We start from the raw sequence: 14,677 nt of genomic DNA, 5'->3' as shown, positions 1-14,677 counted from the left end.
GATTGTCGAGAGCGGAGTTTATTGAGGTTTCTGCTAGTCTTGGTGAAGTTGCTTCTGCATTGCGTGGTTTCCCTGAAGTGGTGCAGGAGTGGAGCAATGCCCCTGAAACCTTTGAATTTCGGATCGCATCCGGCGATGAACGCATTGGTGAGATCGATGTGCATGTGGAAGAGGTCTTGTCGGGGCCATATAACACGGCCATAGATGTTTTTTGGGCCACGTGGTCCGAAAGCCCTGAAAAGGTGCAATTCATCTTTGATCTTATTTCCGAGAGAACGAAATGGGAGATTGCCTCTCGCTTTGACGGAAATGACCATCCTCTTGTGTATAGGCCCCGACTGAAGTGATCTTGGTAAGATCCTTTGGCTCGACAATGCCCAAGACAGCCTCGCCGTGGTGTGGGAGGGGCACACCGCCTGGTCCACGCGGGACGACGGCGTCGCCTACTCCAACACCACCATCGGCGCCAACGCCGCGCTGATGACCATTGGGCTATCCCTCAAAGCTCTCAAGGCCGTCGCGATGGTGGGGCGGGGCAGGGGTGGTCAGCTTCACGTCGCGTGGCGGAGCGGGAACGCGGGGCTGGCCCAGCAGTCCGCTGCCGGGTGCCGGGGAGGGGCAGCGCCCCACGGGGGAGCGCTTCGAGAACCCGCTCACCATGCTGAACGATTCACTGCTGGACCCCGACCGGTACCGCCCGCCCGCCTCCACCCCGACCACCCCCGTGCCCGACGGTGGCGGGGACCGGCCCTCGCAGAACCCGCCCGCGCCGCAGCCCCAGGACAGCGGCACAACGTCTAACTACCCTCGCGACGATGATTCCTTGGACCACTTCAGTGAGGACGTTCATAACGGCGCTCACCTGGAACGAGAGAACTGGTCCGAAACGACTACGGGAAGTAGCGATGAACTTGGCGCCTCTGCCTCGTACACGCGGCCGGACACAGAACTCCAGCGCGGTAACGACCAGGACGGTGCCTCCCCGATAGTCGACGCTGACTTGACTATCGGCACGGGTGATCTCAGAGGGGAACGGATTGCCGTAAATCCTGACGATGAGAATGTTGACCTTGGAATGAACAGTGAAGGGGGTGCCTCCAGGTCGGCGTATGGAAGCGGCGCAGATGGTATTGCTGATGATGCTTCCGATTCATCGATGAACGCGGACCCAAGGTCAGGCCTTGAATTCGATTCTGACGCGAACAACACGCCTCTTGACGGTCATCTCGACCATTCTGGGCTGGTGGGTGGAGAATCGGATGATTTCACTTTGGAAAGTCGAACCGATTTCCCTAGTGATATTTCTGGCGACATGCCGAGGGAAATCCTTGTCGAGATTGACGAGGCGATTGAACTTGTTGGTAAAGTGCATAGATTTCCTGCGGTGATGGAAACGGTCACTTTTGAGCTTCGAGAATTGGGTGCTGGGCGCGCCGGTAGATATGAACCGGGAAGTCGTACCATTTTGTTGAACCCAGTGGACCCTAATCTCCGAGAAACCTTGGTGCATGAGATTGGGCATGCGATTGACCATGCCATAACAGGATCGCCAAGGCGACTGGCATCAATCATGCCATCGACGCCAGCGTTGAGGGATTGGGCGTCTACAGTGAGAAGCTCGCCGCAGTATAAAGCACTGTACGCGGAGCCTTCTACTTACTATGTAGACTAAATGATTGGTCAGCCGGAGCTGTTCGCGCGCTCGTATGCTCAGTGGGTTGCCGAGCGGACAGGGGATCGTCGTCTCCAGGAGGAGATCCGTAGTCACCTTGACGGGGGAGGGGTTGATCAGTACCGACAGTAGAGGGATGATGACTTCAGGCCGATAGCCCAGGCGCTCGACGAGGTTTTTGCTAATGATTGGAATCTACGATGATCGCTGTTGTTGATGACCCGGAAAACTACACGCTCGAAGAGCTAATCCAGATGTATCTCGATGATGGGTACGACGAACGAACGGCGCGGGCATACGCCAAGATTTTGAAGGACCCCGAGGTGGAGGGTTTCATTAATTAAATTTACTTTGGGGAACTTGGTTCTCTTTGGCTGCCTGTCGCTTTTCTTTATTGAGAACGAGTGATCAAGGGGCTCCATTTTCGAGCCCTTTCCCTGCTTCTGGGAGATTTGGCTACTTGTTCGGGGGCTTCGTGTGAAGGGGGCATGCTGCATCTGTCGCCGTGCCGTCCGAGAGTTGGTGCGCTTCGGACATCCTGTCGTATTGTTGTCGGTCTGAACGCGCTTCGGGGGTAGGGCGAGGGGTTGGGGGTGTCCACGGTGGATTTGCGAGGGGCTAACCTGTCAGGAATGCCCATGGCATGCCTTCATTTTATTCAGACTGATCTCAGTGAGTGCGTATTTAGCGAATGTGACTTCTCCAAGTCGGAGCTCGGTGCGGCTGTACTGAACAATTCTCGTTTCGTCGGATCAAATTTCCGCAAGGCCGACCTCTCGGAGTGTGAGGCGCGGGGATCTGACTTCAGTAGGGCCTCGTTCGTTGGTGCCAAATTCTACCGTTCTGAAATCGTTGGATCATGTCTCAGAGGGGCATACCTCAACGCGGCATGGATGCACGAGACGGATCTGCGTGAATCAGATTTGTCGGGCGTGTGGTTCGGTCCGGGTGAAGCTTCCGGAACCACTGTCTTCAAGGAGGTCAAGGTCCTCGGGTGCACAGTGACCGGAGCCGGTGGCTGGGTCAGGGGGACCGTGGACGTCGGCACGGAAAGGGAACCCCGCGTCATCGGTGGGCCAGAGCTTGCCGAGTGGTTCCGGGACAACGGGGCGCCGGACGTGAGAGTTGTAATAGGCGACGGATGCACTATCGCTTGACCGTAGGGGGAACAATTGATTCTCCGGTCTGGCTTTCTAGTGGATGGCAAGCCAGAAGAGAGTGTTCACGAAGCCAAGTATCAGGCTCCGGGATGGAACTGATGTCTGAACTCCTCAGGGCTCCCGAGGCTGTTGGTTCGTGGGAGTGGTTCGTCGACACAGGTGAGAACGCAGATGTCTTCCACTGCCTCTCCACGCTGGCAGCCGTCGCCGGGATCCTTGACCGCCGTGGGTTGCTGAAGGTCGAATCCGTCGAGGTCTGCTGGGAGCATCCGCAGAGCCGTGGGCCCGATGCCCACCGGACTGTTCCGGTTGCCGGGGCCATCGACACGCCTGAGTACGCGCAGCGCCTCCTGGCCTCCCGTCCGCGGGACGCCCCCGACGCACGGGTCAAGCTGCTGCGGACACGCGGCGGGGGTGCCTGGACGGACGCTCGGGGAAACGTTCACACAGAAGCGGACCTCGTCCTCCTGGAGACCATGCCGCTGTTCGAGGACGTTTCGGTGGAGGCGGCCGTTCACCATGACGTCTGGGCACACCACGCCTTTTCCGGCGTCCCCCACCCGGAGGTGCACGCGGCCAACGCACCCCGGCTCGCAGCGGCTCTGAAAGAGGTCGAGTCCACCTTGCATGCGGCCACGAACCCGGGAGAACCCACCTACTTCGGTGCTGTGGACGGCTACGGTATCCGTGCTCCCGAACCCTACGAGATCGTGGACGGTCTGGCTCCCGACCTCACCGACAGGCTCGCCTGAGCCGCGTCAACTCCCTGGCCCGTACATCCGCATGCTCGCGAGGTAGTCCGGGTCCAGGCAGTTGTCCCAGTCGTCGGCGCTGCGCTGCTCCCACGCGTACTCATCGAAGTCGGTTTCGTACTCCATCTGCGCCCGGTGCACCACGCGTCCGCGCCAGAGGAGTTCCACGCGCTCCGCGCGCGACCCCTTCGCGGTGCCGTGGTGGCCACGCTCCACGAAGCCGTGCAGCCCGCTCGGCTCCATCCTCACGATTTCCGCGTTCCAGCGGCTGGGAGTCGTCGGTGTGGCGAGACCGCCAGGAGCCACGTCCATGACCGGTGGGTTCCACTCGACCTTCATCGAACACGGTCCCGCCTTCTCGATGTCGGTCCGGTCGTTTCCGGTCTGGTAGCGGCCGCTGACGTCGGCGCGCCAGGCACCGTCACCGAACGGTTTCCAGTGGACGAACGGCACACCGAGGTCGGGAAGGTGCTCGGCGGCTCCTAGAACGCGGACCTCGTCGAACCCGTACCAGAACACACCGTGATCGGTTCCCCCTTCCTGTCCGTGGTAGGTGATGGTGTCCTGGAGGCCGCCATCGTCGAAGAACCGTTCCCACATACAGGTGTATCGGCCATGGTGTTCGTCCCAGAAGTCGTAGAAGCCGGGGTTCTTCCCGCATCCGGCCTGGATGTCGAGAAGGCTTCCGTCGGCTGCCAGTCGAACCGTCACCGGGACGTTGTAGGAGCCGCGCCCGTTGAGTACCCGGCCGATGACCTCTTCGGCCTCGCAGCGCTCGATCCTCCGGCCAGGCCGGGGGATGACACGCAGGAAGTTCGTATAGACATTGGACACGAGCCTTCTCCTCATGGACGGTGCCGGTCGTCCCCGCCGACGTACTCCAGCAGAGAATCCGCGCGGATCCAGGTCAGGGTGACGGCGGCCGCATGACCTGCCTGGCGCCCGGGCGCAGGCGACGCGGCCATACTCCCTCGCCTGCGCCCTTCTGGTTCTGTCCTCGGCGCGGAAAACCGCTGGCCCGGACCGCCGGGAACCGGTTAGGCTCCCGCCCGTGCCCGAATCGGATGACGCGGCCGCCTAGCGGCGGCCGACCCCAGAGTCCTCCCGCCGCATCAGCGACCACGCCGGTGCGGTACCGCGTGCTGCCCGGCTCCGCCTTTCCGATGCCACGGAGCCCCTCTTGTCCACACGCGACCGCGGCGGGATACTCCTCCTCGCCGTCCTGCTCTCCACGCTCACCTTCCCGCTGGCCATCACCGGTGCCTCGGTGGCCCTGCCCGCCGTCCAGGCCGAACTCGGCGCCACGCTGACCGCCGCCCAGTGGGTCGTCAACTCCTACAACGCCTGCTTCGCCGCCTTCCTCGTGTGCGCGGGGTCGGTCGCCGACGCGGTCGGCCGCCGCCGGGTCTACGCCTTCGGCCTCGCCCTGTTCTGCGCCAGCGGTCTGCTGTGCCTGCTCGTCCGGGACGTCACCGCCCTGAACCTGCTGCGCGCGGCGGGCGGCGTCGGCGCCGCGGCGGCGGTCGCCGGCGGCAGTTCGATGATCGCCGCGGCCTTCGAGGGCCCCGCGCGGGCCCGGGCCTTCGGCCTGCTGGGCACGGTGCTGGGCGCCGGTACCGCGTTCGGCCCGGCCGTGGCCGGACTGCTCGTCGAGAACCTCGGCTGGCGGGCCGCGTTCGCCTCCCCGGCCGCCGTGGCCGGGCTCGTCCTCCTCCTCGTGCCCCTCCTGCCCGCCGCGCGCGGCACGGGCAGGCCCGTGGACCGGCTCGGAGCCGTCCTGTTCACCTCGGCACTGCTCGCCTCGATCGCCGTCCTGGTGGAGGGACCCGCGCGCGGCCTGCCGACGGTGCTCGCGGGGCTGGCCCTGGTCGCGGCTCTGGCGATCGCCTTCGTGCTCGTCGAACGCCGGGCCAGCGACCCCCTGGTGGACCTGGTCCTGCTGGCCAACCGCCGGTTCGTCGCCCACGCCCTGGCCGCCGCCGCGTTCATGGCGGTGCTCGTGCCCCTGCTCGTGTACCTGCCGTCGTACCTGATCGCCGTGGTGGGGCTGGGCGCCGGTCAGGCCGGGCTGTGGCTGCTGATGCTCACGCTGCCCACCCTCCTGCTGCCCGCCCCGGGCGCGGAACTGGCCGCGCGCCTGCCCCACACCGCGGTCGTGGTCGGCGCCCTGCTGCTGTGCGCCGCCGGAGCCACGGGGCTGCTCGCGCTGGGGCCCGACGCCACACCGTGGCGGCTGCTCCTGCCGTTCCTGCTGGTCGGAGCCGGGGTGGGCCTCACCAACGGCGTCGTGGACGGAATGGCCATGGGTGCGGTGCCCGCCGAGCGGACGGGCGTCGCGGCCGGGGTGTTCAACGCCTCCCGGATCACCGTGGAGACGGTCGCCCTCGCCGCGGTCGGGGCACTCCTGGCCGCGCTCACCGGGGGACGCCTGGAGGGCGAGCGGTTCACGGACGCGTTCCACGTCGTGGGCCCGGTCCTGGGCGGACTCGCCGTCCTGGCGGCGGCCGCGGCCTGGTCCCTCGGAAGAAGGAGGACAACGGAACCGCACGGCCCGCCCCTTCGCTGAGCCGTCCCGTCCGCGGCCGACCGGCGGGTTCGCGGTCGGGTGCCGACGCGCGCCGGGGCGGGCGTCCGCGCCCGCCCCGGCCTCGCGGTGACCGCTACCCGGCGAGGTCCTCCTCGTCGGGGCGCGCCGAGTCGGGGCTGAGCGGGTCGTGTCCCACCGACATCAGCCGGTGCCGCCACCGCGCGTCCTCGCGGTGCGGGTCCGCGAGCTGGCCGCGGACGTACTCGGTCACCTCACGCATCAGCTCGACGTCGGACTCCGTCACGTCCACGCGGCGTTTGTTCAGCAGGTTCACGACCGCCTCGCCCCTCCGGGACACCGTGTGCCCCGGCTCGGTGCGGAAGGCGTCCTCGCCCGAGGCGTTCGTGAGCAGCCACTCGCGCAGCTGCTCCCCGGTCATGTTCACCACCGCGTGGAACTCCTCCCACGCCTCGTCCACGGCGGGATCGTGCTCGGCCATGCTCTTCCCCCTCGGTTTCGGCTTCGTCGCTGTTCAGGGCCGCCGGTGCGCTCCCCGTGCGACCGCGTAGCCCGCGGCCCCCACCGCGAACCCCGCGGCGCCCAGCAGGGCCACAGTGCTCCGCCGCTGACTCAGTTCCTGGAGCAGGCTGGACTCGCGCGACTCGTCGTCGAACTCGCCGTGCGCGCCGAAGTCGTGCTCGCCGTCCAGGGGACGGAACAGGTTGTCGCGCGCGGGCGGGTGGGCGTCGCGCACCTGGCTCTTGCGTCCGGTGAGCCCCAGCTGCCAGTCGAGCACCCTCGGTGCGAACCGCTGGCCCAGGACGGTGGCCACCGTCGAGACCCCCACCCAGTACCGGCGCCGCCTCGGGTGCTCGGCACCCCAGACGATCGCCCGGGCCGCGACCTCCGGCTGGTACACGGGGGCCACGGGGCGCGGGCGGCGGCCGTCCAGGTGCGCGCGCGTCCAGGTGAACTGCGGGGTGTTCACCGCGGGCAGGTGCACCTCCGTCACCCGGACGCCCGATCCGCGGTGGATCAGCTCGGCGCGGACGGAGTCGGTGAACCCGCGTATCGCGTGCTTGGCACCGCAGTACGCCGCCTGCAGGGGAATGCCGCGGTAGGCCAGGGCCGACCCGACCTGCACGATCACCCCCCTGTCCCGGGGCAGCATGCGCTCCAGGGCGGCCTGGGTGCCGTAGACGTAGCCGTGGTAGCAGACGTCGGTGACCCGGCGGTACTCCTCCGGCTCCACCTCCATGAACGGCGAGATGACCGTGGCGAGCACGCAGTTGACCCACACGTCCACCGGTCCCAGCTCCGACTCGACCTGGGCCAGGGCCCCGCGCACCGCCTCGGCGTCACTCACGTCCACCCGCAGCGGCAGCGCGGCCACGCCCTCGGCGCGGGCCTCCTCCGCGGCGGCCTCCAGCCCCGCCTGCCCCCGCGCGAGCAGCGCGACGGTGTACCCCCGCCGGGCGAACTCGCGCGCGGTCGCCCTTCCGACGCCCGCGCTGGCTCCGCTGACCACCGCGATCCGGCCGTTAGGTCTCCCGGCCACCTCGGCCACCCCCACACGGGTCGACACGGCCGCTTCCGGCCCTTCGCACCCTCCGCTACCCGGGAGCGCCGCCCGGTATGTACGTGCCGCGGCAAGCTTCTGAGCTGTCGTTTCGCCGGGTGCGCCCCGGGGCAGTCGCACATGAGGGGTTCCCGGGAACACGACACGACTCGGAGGTGCGGATGGCGCAGGGCACCGCGAGCATCGGCGACCACGGCTTCCTCTCGGACTGCCACACCGCCGCGCTCACCACACCCGACGGCACCGTCGACTGGCTGTGCGTTCCCCGGTTCGACGGGCCCGCCCTCGTCTCGGGGATCCTGGACCCGCGCGGAGGCGGATGGACCCTGGAGGTCGAGGGGGCGAGCCCGGCCGGACGCGCCTACGTCGACGACACGCTCGTCCTGGAGACGCTCTGGCGGGGTACGGACACCGAGGTGGCCGTCCGCGACCTGCTCGCGGTGCGAAGGCCGGAGGAGGGCGGGGCGGGCCTGTACCGGCAGGGTCTCCTCCTGCGGGTCGTCGAGTGCCGCTCCGGGAGCACGTCCGTGCGCTCGCGGCTCGACGCCAGACCCGACTTCGCGCGTGCCGAACCCGTGTGGGAGCGGGTGGACGGCGGACTGCGCGAGGCCTCGGGGCCGATGCTGTCGGGTTCGCCCGCGCCCGCGCTCGCGCGGGACGGCGTGCCGGAGTACCGCGTGGAGCTGGCCGAGGGGGACACCGCCGTGTTCGCCCTGGACTACCTGGAGGGCGGGCGCCGCGTCGGACTGGGGGAGGGCCGGGCGCTGCTGCGGGAGACCCTGGACGCCTGGCGGGAGTGGTCCGGCCGGACCGACTACGACGGGGTCGGCGCCACGCACGTGCGCCGCAGCGCCCTCACCCTGCGCGGTCTGCTCCACGAGGAGAGCGGCGCCCTGATCGCCGCACCCACCACGTCCCTGCCCGAGTGGCCGGGAGGCCCGCGCAACTGGGACTACCGCTACGTCTGGCACCGCGACGCCGCGCTCGTCGTCCTGGCCTTCCTTCGGCTCGGGCACGCCGAGGAGGCGGGGCACTACCTGCGCTTCCTGCTGCGCATGTGCGGTCAGCCGATCGACTGGGTCCCCCCGGTGCAGGCGGTCGACGAACAGCCGCCGCCTGAGGAGGAGACCCTGGACCACCTCGCCGGACACGCCGGGTCCAGACCGGTCCGCGTCGGCAACGACGCCTACTCACAGCACCAGCTGGACGTGTACGGGCACGTGCTCGACGCCGCGCTGTCCTACGAGGAGGCCACCGGCGGGCTCGGGCGCGGGGACGTCGAACAGCTCTCCTCGATGGTCGACGCGGCGTGCCGGGTCTGGCGCGAGCCGGACGAGGGCATGTGGGAGGTGCGGTCGCGGCCGCGGCACTGGACGAGTTCCAAGGTCTACGCCTGGGTGTGCCTGGACCGCGGGATCCAGCTGGCCACCGAGTCCGGCAAGGCGGGCGGGGACGTCCCGCTGGACAAGTGGCGCAAGGAGCTGGACGCCGTGCGCCAGGAGGTCCTGGACCGGGGCTACGACGCGGAGGCCGGGACCTTCACGCAGTCCTACTGCTCGTCCCACGTGGACGGGTCGCTGCTGAGGATCCCGCTCCTGGGCTTCCTGGAGGGGACCGACCCGCGCGTGCTCGCGACCCTGGAACGGGTGGACGCGGAGCTGGGCGGGGAGGGCGGGCTCGTCCACAGGTACGACCCCGGGACGACCGACGACGGACTGGGCACCCCGGAGGGCGCCTTCCTCCTCTGCTCCTTCGACATGGTCTCCGCCCTGGTGCTCGCCGGGCGGACCGAGGAGGCGCGGCGGAGGTTCGAGGAACTGTGCGGGAGCTCGGGAGAGCTCGGCCTGCACGCGGAGGAGATGGCCGCCGACGGCACCATGCTGGGCAACTTCCCCCAGGCCTTCACCCACCTCGCGCTGATCGAGGCGGCCGTCAACCTCGACCAGGCGGGGGACGGGGAGGCGCTGCACTCGTGGGTGCGCGACAGGTCGAGCGGCGCGACACGACGAAGGAGGACTGGAGCAGATGGCTGACCACAACACCACCGGGGACATCAAGGAGACGATCCAGGAGGAGGCGGAGGCCTACCGGGGCGACAGCGACCAACCCCTCTTCGGGTACACGGCCGTGGCCTCGGGCTACCTGGCCCTGGTGGGAGTCGGGCTGCTCGCCGCGCGCCGGTTCCGGGGCAGGCGCAGGGCCGAGAGCGTGGGGCCGTGGGACCTGGCGCTGATGGGGCTGACCACGCACAAGCTGTCGCGGATGCTGGCCAAGGACGCGGTCACCAGCCCGCTCCGGGCGTTCTTCACCCGCTTCCAGGGGGTCTCGGCCCCGGCCGAGCTGGCCGAGGAGGTACGCGGCCAGGGCGCACGCCGGGCGGTCGGTGAGCTGATCACCTGCCCGTTCTGCACCGCGCAGTGGATCGCCACGGCCTACGCCTTCGGCCTGGTGTTCGCGCCCGGTGTGACCCGGGGGACCGGGGCGGTGTTCAGCGCCGTGGCCGTGTCCGACTGGCTCCAGCTGGCGTACGTGCGCCTCCAGAAGGCCCAGGAGTAGCGCCTCCGTCCTGGTCCCGGACACCGCCCCGGGCCGGAGTCCGCCGAGCACGCCGTAGAGGCGGGGGCGGGCGACCGATCGGTCGCCCGCCCCCGCCTCCCCGCCGTCAGGGCCGGTGTCGCTTTCCCCGTCCCCCGTGCTTCCCGCGGTCACCGTGAACCTCGGAGCCGTGGTCGTCCCCGTGGTGCCCGTGGTCGCCGTGACCGCAGTGGTTCCCGTGTCCCCCGTGCTCCCGGCGGCTCCGGCGGCCCCCGCGCCCTCGGCGTGCCCGGTGGTCCCCACGGCCCCCGGCACTCCCGTGGCCCCCGCAGCAGCACCCCTCCTGCGCGTCGTCCCCGGAGCCGCCGGTTCCGGCCACCACGCTCTCGGGCGCCTCCCCGACCATGAGCCCGAAGACCACGTGGTCGAACAGGAACGCCCACCGCTCCCGGGGCCGGTGCCCGCGCGCGTGGGCGAGGCCGAGCGCGGGGGCGACGGCCAGCTCGTACGCGCTCCAGACCGCCACCCCGAAGACCGGGCCGGCCAGCCGCCACCGCCTCACCCGGCGCGGCAGCAGCGCGAAGACGGTACCCGCCGCCGCCCCGTACCCCCAGTGCGCCAGCTCGATCGCGGCCTTCCTCCGCTCCGGGGGAACGCTCTCCAGCAGGGCGGGCACGCCCTCCGCCAGGACGGCCTCGGGCGGTGTGCGCCGCACGAACCCCGCTCCGACCTCCACCTGCCGCATACCGCTCATGGCCATCGCACCCGCGACACCCCGCACGGCCCCCCTCAACCACGGGTGCTTCGGAGGCGAATCCGACTTCCTGCCCATCACCTGGCTCCCTTCGCGCGCACACCCTTGCGTGTACCTCCCTGACCGCCCCGCGGCGTCTCCACACGCCTCGACGGGGGAGTGGGTTGAAGGCGGGGGCCCTGGGTAGTTGTGGCGACCACATGACCGGTGCCGAGGAGGTCGTTCGGGGGTAGGCATGGAGGCCCTCAGGGGCACGGACGGGGTCGGACGCGCGTCGATGGCCTGGTGGCACGTACCCGGACAGGGGCCGCCGGTGGTCTGCGTGCACGGCGCGGGGATCTCCTCACGCCAGACGCTGCCCGTGGTCAGGGCACTGGAGGGAAGGACGCCCGCCTGGGCCGTCGACCTGCCGGGGTTCGGCGCGAGCACCGCACCCGACCACGCGCCCACGGTCACCGGACTCGCGGACTCCCTCCTCGCGTGGCTCCGCGTCCGCGGGATCGAGCGGCCCTGCCTGCTCGGGCTCTCCCTCGGAACGCAGGTGGTCGCCGAGGCCGCGGTGCGCGCGCCCGACGAGGTGGGGTCGCTCGTGCTGGCCGGGCCCACGACGGACCCCGGGGCGCGCTCGCTGCCCGAACTGGCCGCGCGCCTGCTGCGCGACGCCACGCGCGAGGACCTCTCGGTGATCCGCTCCGTCGTCGCCGACTACTGGGACGCTGGGGTGCGCAGGGACGTCCGCAGTCTTCTGGCCAGCCGCGAGCACCGGATCGAGACGGTCCTGCCGAGGGTGGGGCAGCCGACCCTGGTCCTGCGCGGGGGCAGGGACCCCCTCTGCCCCGCTCCCTGGGCGCGGGAGGCCGCCCGGCTGCTGCCCCGGGGGCGGCTCGTGACCCTGCCCGGACAGCCCCACGCGCTCACCGCCGCCGCCCCCGGCCGGGTCGCCGACCTGGTCGGGGAGTTCGTTCGGGAGACGGCACGGGACCGGAGGGCGGGGGCCGAGTGGTCGCCGAACGTGTGAGGAGGACCGCGGCCAACGCCCGCGAGGTGCTGCGCCGGATCGTCGAGCGGCGCGGCTACGAGCGCGAGACCGCGGTCATCGTCGCCAAGTGCGTCATCGCCTCCACCGGAGCCTGGCTCGTGGGCACCCTCCTGGAGGGCTCGTCCCAGATCGGTTTCGCCCCCTTCTCCGCCCTGCTGGTGGTGCGGCCCAGCGTGTACGGGTCGGTGCTCCAGTCCCTGCGCTACGTCCCCGCGGTCTTCCTGGGCGCCCTGATCGCGGGCCTGACCGGGCTCACCGTCGGGCTCAACGTGTGGTTCTTCGCCCTGGCCGTGTTCGTCGCGATGATCGCGGGGCAGTTCACGGTCTTCGGCGACCAGGGCAAGCAGATACCCGTGGTGGCGTCGTTCGCGCTCGCGGGAGGTACCGCGGGCAGCCTCACGGACATGGGAACCCTGCTGCTCATGGTGCTGGTGGGGGCCGGGGCCGCGGTCGTGACGAACACGGTCTTCGCGCCCGCCATCCGCTTCCGCGACGCCGAGAGCGCCGTGTTCGACTTCGCGGACGGCCTGCGCGACCTCAGCCGGGAGATGGCCGAGGCGCTCCGCGGGGGCGATGAGGGGCTCGGGGACGTCGGCTACTGGGCGCGGGTCGCCCAGGGGTTCGACAACACCGAGCGCAACGCCCGGGAGTCGGTCTCCCAACAGGAGTACCGGGCGCGCCTGAACCCGCGGCGGCTCCTGACCGGTCCCTCGCCGAAGAGGGCGCCGAAGGCCTACTACGGCTGGATCCTCGCCCTGGGCCGGTCCGCGCGCCACCTCCAGTCCCTCGTCCGCACCCTGAGGACCGCGAAGGAGGGGCGGTCGCGCTTCCCCGAGCCGAGCGACGCCTTCCTCCGCGAGTTCGCCCCGCTCCTGGACGCGGCGGCGGACGCCTTCGACGCCCTCCACGAGGCCGGGGAACCCGAGCGCGACACCGTCTCCGCCGACCTCGACTCCTGTCTGGAGGAGGGGCTCCGGCGCATCGACCGGGCGCGGGAGCACATGAGCGAGGACTGGGACTCCGAACGCTGGCCCGTGCACAGCGCGCTCCTCACCGACCTGGAACGACTGTTCGAGGAGTTGCGGGAGGGGCACGAGAACAGCGAGGAGGGGACGCCGGGCGCTACGGCGGGGTGACGACGGCGGTGCCGGGGGGAAGGGAAGCGGCATGGAACCTTCAGCGCGCGCGAGCGCGGCGCTCCGCGCCGCCGCCGTCCTCGGCTCCCTCGTCCTCCTCGCCGGGTGCGGCGCCCAGGGGACCACCGGCGCGGAGGGGGACGGGACGGGCGGAACGGACGGCCAGCGGGAGCCGGGCGGACAGGACGGCTCCGCCGGTGCCGACCCCGGCCGGCCCGGGGAGGTCGCCGCGGGCCTGGAGGCGCCGTGGGGGCTGGCCTTCCTCCCCGACGGCTCGGCCCTGGTCGCCCAGCGCGACTCGGCGGAGGTCGTGCGCGTGTCCCCCGACGGCTCGGTCACCGGCGTCGGCACCGTCGAGGGGGCCGCGCCGAACGGTGAGGGCGGTCTGCTGGGACTGGCCGTGGACCCGGACTTCCCCGGGGAACCGTACGTGTACGCCTACCACACCGCGGCCTCCGACAACCGGATCAGCCGTCTGGAGTACGCCCCCGACGGCGGGGGCTTCGGGGACACCGAGGTCGTCCTCGACGGCATCCCCTCCGCCTCCTACCACAACGGCGGCCGGATCGAGTTCGGCCCCGACGGCCTGCTGTACGTCGGCACCGGGGACGCGGGCCAGCAGGGACTGTCCCAGGACACCGGCTCGCTGGGAGGCAAGATCCTGCGGATCACCGCCGACGGGGACCCGGCGCCGGACAACCCCTTCGGCAACCCGGTCTACAGCTACGGCCACCGCAACGTCCAGGGGCTGGCGTGGGACGACGAGGGGAACCTGTACGCCACCGAGTTCGGGCAGAACGAGTTCGACGAGGTCAACCTGATCGAACCGGGCGGCAACTACGGCTGGCCCGAGGTGGAGGGCGCCGGGGGAGGCGACGAGTACGTCGACCCCCTGCTGACGTGGAGGCCCGCGGAGGCCTCGCCCAGCGGCGCGGCGGTCGCGGGCGGTTCCCTGTGGGTGGCGGCGCTGCGCGGCGAACGCCTGTGGGAGGTGCCGCTCGCCGGTGACGGCGGCGTGGGCGAGCCCGTGGACCACCACCAGGGGGAGTACGGCCGCCTGCGCACGGTGGTGACCGCACCCGGCGGCGACGCGCTGTGGCTGGCCACCAGCAACCTCGACGGGATCGGGGAACCGGCCGAGGGAGGCGACAGGATCCTGCGGGTGCCGCTGGAGTAGGCGCTGCGGCCGCCCCGCCCACCCGGTGTGCGTGCCCGCGCTCCCGGGCGGGATCCGGTGTTCCACGAGGGACCCGGCGTCCGTGCCGTCCCGGGCCGGTCCGCGCTGTTCCACGCTGTCTCCCCCGGGACCCGGTGCTTCGCGTTCGTGTCGGCGCACCGGGAACGCCGCGCGTCAACCCGTCGTCCCGCACGGGCGTCCCGGAGGGATTCCACGTCGCTGAACAGCACAAAAGGGAGTATTAACGGTAAACATCCGTTTTCGCGCCCTCCTCGCGGGCACGGGCCGGACATGTCCTCCTCAGACTTACCAGGTAAGGCGCGGCGCTCCGCGAAGGACGCCCGGG

Annotated in this window: 15 protein-coding genes; 11 read left to right on the top strand and 4 right to left on the bottom strand. The window is 70.2% G+C overall.

Annotated elements, in window-relative coordinates:
* Positions 1–2 precede the first annotated feature (2 nt).
* From NDAS_RS28740 to NDAS_RS22570, 5 genes are all read left to right on the top strand, one after another.
* Positions 3–347 carry a hypothetical protein gene (locus NDAS_RS28740; protein WP_126625018.1) on the top strand — a complete coding sequence of 115 codons (345 nt, stop codon included), beginning with the start codon at positions 3–5 and terminating at the stop codon, positions 345–347.
* 476 nt (positions 348–823) lie between these two features.
* Positions 824–1,672, top strand: coding sequence for a hypothetical protein (locus NDAS_RS28730; RefSeq protein WP_126625017.1), 849 nt, complete (start codon positions 824–826; stop codon positions 1,670–1,672).
* Positions 1,673–1,872: 200 nt separating this feature from the next.
* A complete protein-coding gene (locus NDAS_RS29000; RefSeq protein WP_013155566.1) occupies positions 1,873–2,016 on the top strand; it encodes a hypothetical protein in 144 nt (47 codons plus the stop codon).
* 288 nt (positions 2,017–2,304) lie between these two features.
* A complete protein-coding gene (locus tag NDAS_RS28230; RefSeq protein ID WP_232051603.1) occupies positions 2,305–2,829 on the top strand; it encodes a pentapeptide repeat-containing protein in 525 nt (174 codons plus the stop codon).
* Between the two features lie 101 nt (positions 2,830–2,930).
* Entirely contained in the window at positions 2,931–3,584 is a 654-nt protein-coding gene (locus tag NDAS_RS22570; RefSeq protein WP_041553271.1) for a hypothetical protein, read from the top strand.
* Between the two features lie 6 nt (positions 3,585–3,590).
* Here the strand turns inward: NDAS_RS22570 and NDAS_RS22565 are convergent, their stop codons facing one another.
* On the bottom strand, positions 3,591–4,433 hold the full coding sequence (locus tag NDAS_RS22565) for a hypothetical protein (protein ID WP_210745426.1): 843 nt from the start codon (positions 4,431–4,433) through the stop codon (positions 3,591–3,593).
* Positions 4,434–4,764: 331 nt separating this feature from the next.
* Here NDAS_RS22565 and NDAS_RS22560 point away from each other — a divergent pair, with 331 nt between their 5' ends.
* Complete coding sequence (locus tag NDAS_RS22560) at positions 4,765–6,150, top strand: MFS transporter (protein WP_013155562.1); 1,386 nt, start codon at positions 4,765–4,767, stop codon at positions 6,148–6,150.
* 94 nt (positions 6,151–6,244) lie between these two features.
* Here NDAS_RS22560 and NDAS_RS22555 read toward each other — a convergent pair whose 3' ends face one another.
* Together NDAS_RS22555 and NDAS_RS22550 are read right to left on the bottom strand one after the other, a co-directional pair.
* Positions 6,245–6,610: a DUF3140 domain-containing protein gene (locus NDAS_RS22555; RefSeq protein WP_013155561.1), complete on the bottom strand. Its 366-nt coding sequence runs from the start codon at positions 6,608–6,610 to the stop codon at positions 6,245–6,247.
* A 33-nt stretch (positions 6,611–6,643) separates the two neighbouring features.
* On the bottom strand, positions 6,644–7,696 hold the full coding sequence (locus NDAS_RS22550) for an SDR family oxidoreductase (protein ID WP_013155560.1): 1,053 nt from the start codon (positions 7,694–7,696) through the stop codon (positions 6,644–6,646).
* 155 nt (positions 7,697–7,851) lie between these two features.
* Between NDAS_RS22550 and NDAS_RS22545 the strand changes: the two genes are divergently transcribed.
* Together NDAS_RS22545 and NDAS_RS22540 are read left to right on the top strand one after the other, a co-directional pair.
* The gene (locus NDAS_RS22545) at positions 7,852–9,723 is read left to right on the top strand and encodes a glycoside hydrolase family 15 protein (protein WP_013155559.1); all 1,872 of its coding nucleotides are present in this window, start codon (positions 7,852–7,854) and stop codon (positions 9,721–9,723) included.
* Complete coding sequence (locus NDAS_RS22540; RefSeq protein WP_013155558.1) at positions 9,716–10,246, top strand: DUF1360 domain-containing protein; 531 nt, start codon at positions 9,716–9,718, stop codon at positions 10,244–10,246. The genes NDAS_RS22545 and NDAS_RS22540 overlap by 8 nt, the downstream gene beginning before the upstream one ends.
* 106 nt (positions 10,247–10,352) lie before the next feature.
* Here NDAS_RS22540 and NDAS_RS29680 read toward each other — a convergent pair whose 3' ends face one another.
* The gene (locus NDAS_RS29680; protein WP_312038741.1) at positions 10,353–10,979 is read right to left on the bottom strand and encodes a hypothetical protein; all 627 of its coding nucleotides are present in this window, start codon (positions 10,977–10,979) and stop codon (positions 10,353–10,355) included.
* Between the two features lie 235 nt (positions 10,980–11,214).
* On the opposite strand from NDAS_RS29680, the gene NDAS_RS22530 reads away from it, so the two are divergent.
* From NDAS_RS22530 to NDAS_RS22520, 3 genes are read left to right on the top strand one after another with little or no spacing between them, the layout of a single operon-like run.
* Positions 11,215–11,997 (top strand): alpha/beta fold hydrolase, encoded by a 783-nt coding sequence (locus tag NDAS_RS22530; RefSeq protein ID WP_013155556.1) that lies wholly within the window; start codon positions 11,215–11,217, stop codon positions 11,995–11,997.
* Positions 11,979–13,154: an FUSC family protein gene (locus NDAS_RS22525; protein WP_013155555.1), complete on the top strand. Its 1,176-nt coding sequence runs from the start codon at positions 11,979–11,981 to the stop codon at positions 13,152–13,154. The genes NDAS_RS22530 and NDAS_RS22525 overlap by 19 nt, the downstream gene beginning before the upstream one ends.
* Before the next feature lie 31 nt (positions 13,155–13,185).
* Complete coding sequence (locus tag NDAS_RS22520) at positions 13,186–14,331, top strand: PQQ-dependent sugar dehydrogenase (RefSeq protein WP_013155554.1); 1,146 nt, start codon at positions 13,186–13,188, stop codon at positions 14,329–14,331.
* Positions 14,332–14,677: the final 346 nt, after the last annotated feature.

The sequence above is a fragment of the Nocardiopsis dassonvillei subsp. dassonvillei DSM 43111 genome (assembly GCF_000092985.1).
Lineage (GTDB): Bacteria > Actinomycetota > Actinomycetes > Streptosporangiales > Streptosporangiaceae > Nocardiopsis > Nocardiopsis dassonvillei.
This window is presented reverse-complemented; position numbering and strand designations above follow the sequence as displayed.

Bases quoted from the DNA above. Each gene is read 5' to 3' on its own strand.
- NDAS_RS29000 (WP_013155566.1), top strand. From the start codon at position 1,873: ATGATCGCTGTTGTTGATGACCCGGAAAACTACACGCTCGAAGAGCTA.
- NDAS_RS28230 (WP_232051603.1), top strand. From the start codon at position 2,305: ATGCCCATGGCATGCCTTCATTTTATTCAGACTGATCTCAGTGAGTGC.
- NDAS_RS22570 (WP_041553271.1), top strand. From the start codon at position 2,931: ATGTCTGAACTCCTCAGGGCTCCCGAGGCTGTTGGTTCGTGGGAGTGG.
- NDAS_RS22565 (WP_210745426.1), bottom strand. From the start codon at position 4,433: ATGAGGAGAAGGCTCGTGTCCAATGTCTATACGAACTTCCTGCGTGTC.
- NDAS_RS22555 (WP_013155561.1), bottom strand. From the start codon at position 6,610: ATGGCCGAGCACGATCCCGCCGTGGACGAGGCGTGGGAGGAGTTCCAC.
- NDAS_RS22545 (WP_013155559.1), top strand. From the start codon at position 7,852: ATGGCGCAGGGCACCGCGAGCATCGGCGACCACGGCTTCCTCTCGGAC.
- NDAS_RS22540 (WP_013155558.1), top strand. From the start codon at position 9,716: ATGGCTGACCACAACACCACCGGGGACATCAAGGAGACGATCCAGGAG.
- NDAS_RS29680 (WP_312038741.1), bottom strand. From the start codon at position 10,979: ATGAGCGGTATGCGGCAGGTGGAGGTCGGAGCGGGGTTCGTGCGGCGC.
- NDAS_RS22530 (WP_013155556.1), top strand. From the start codon at position 11,215: ATGGAGGCCCTCAGGGGCACGGACGGGGTCGGACGCGCGTCGATGGCC.
- NDAS_RS22520 (WP_013155554.1), top strand. From the start codon at position 13,186: ATGGAACCTTCAGCGCGCGCGAGCGCGGCGCTCCGCGCCGCCGCCGTC.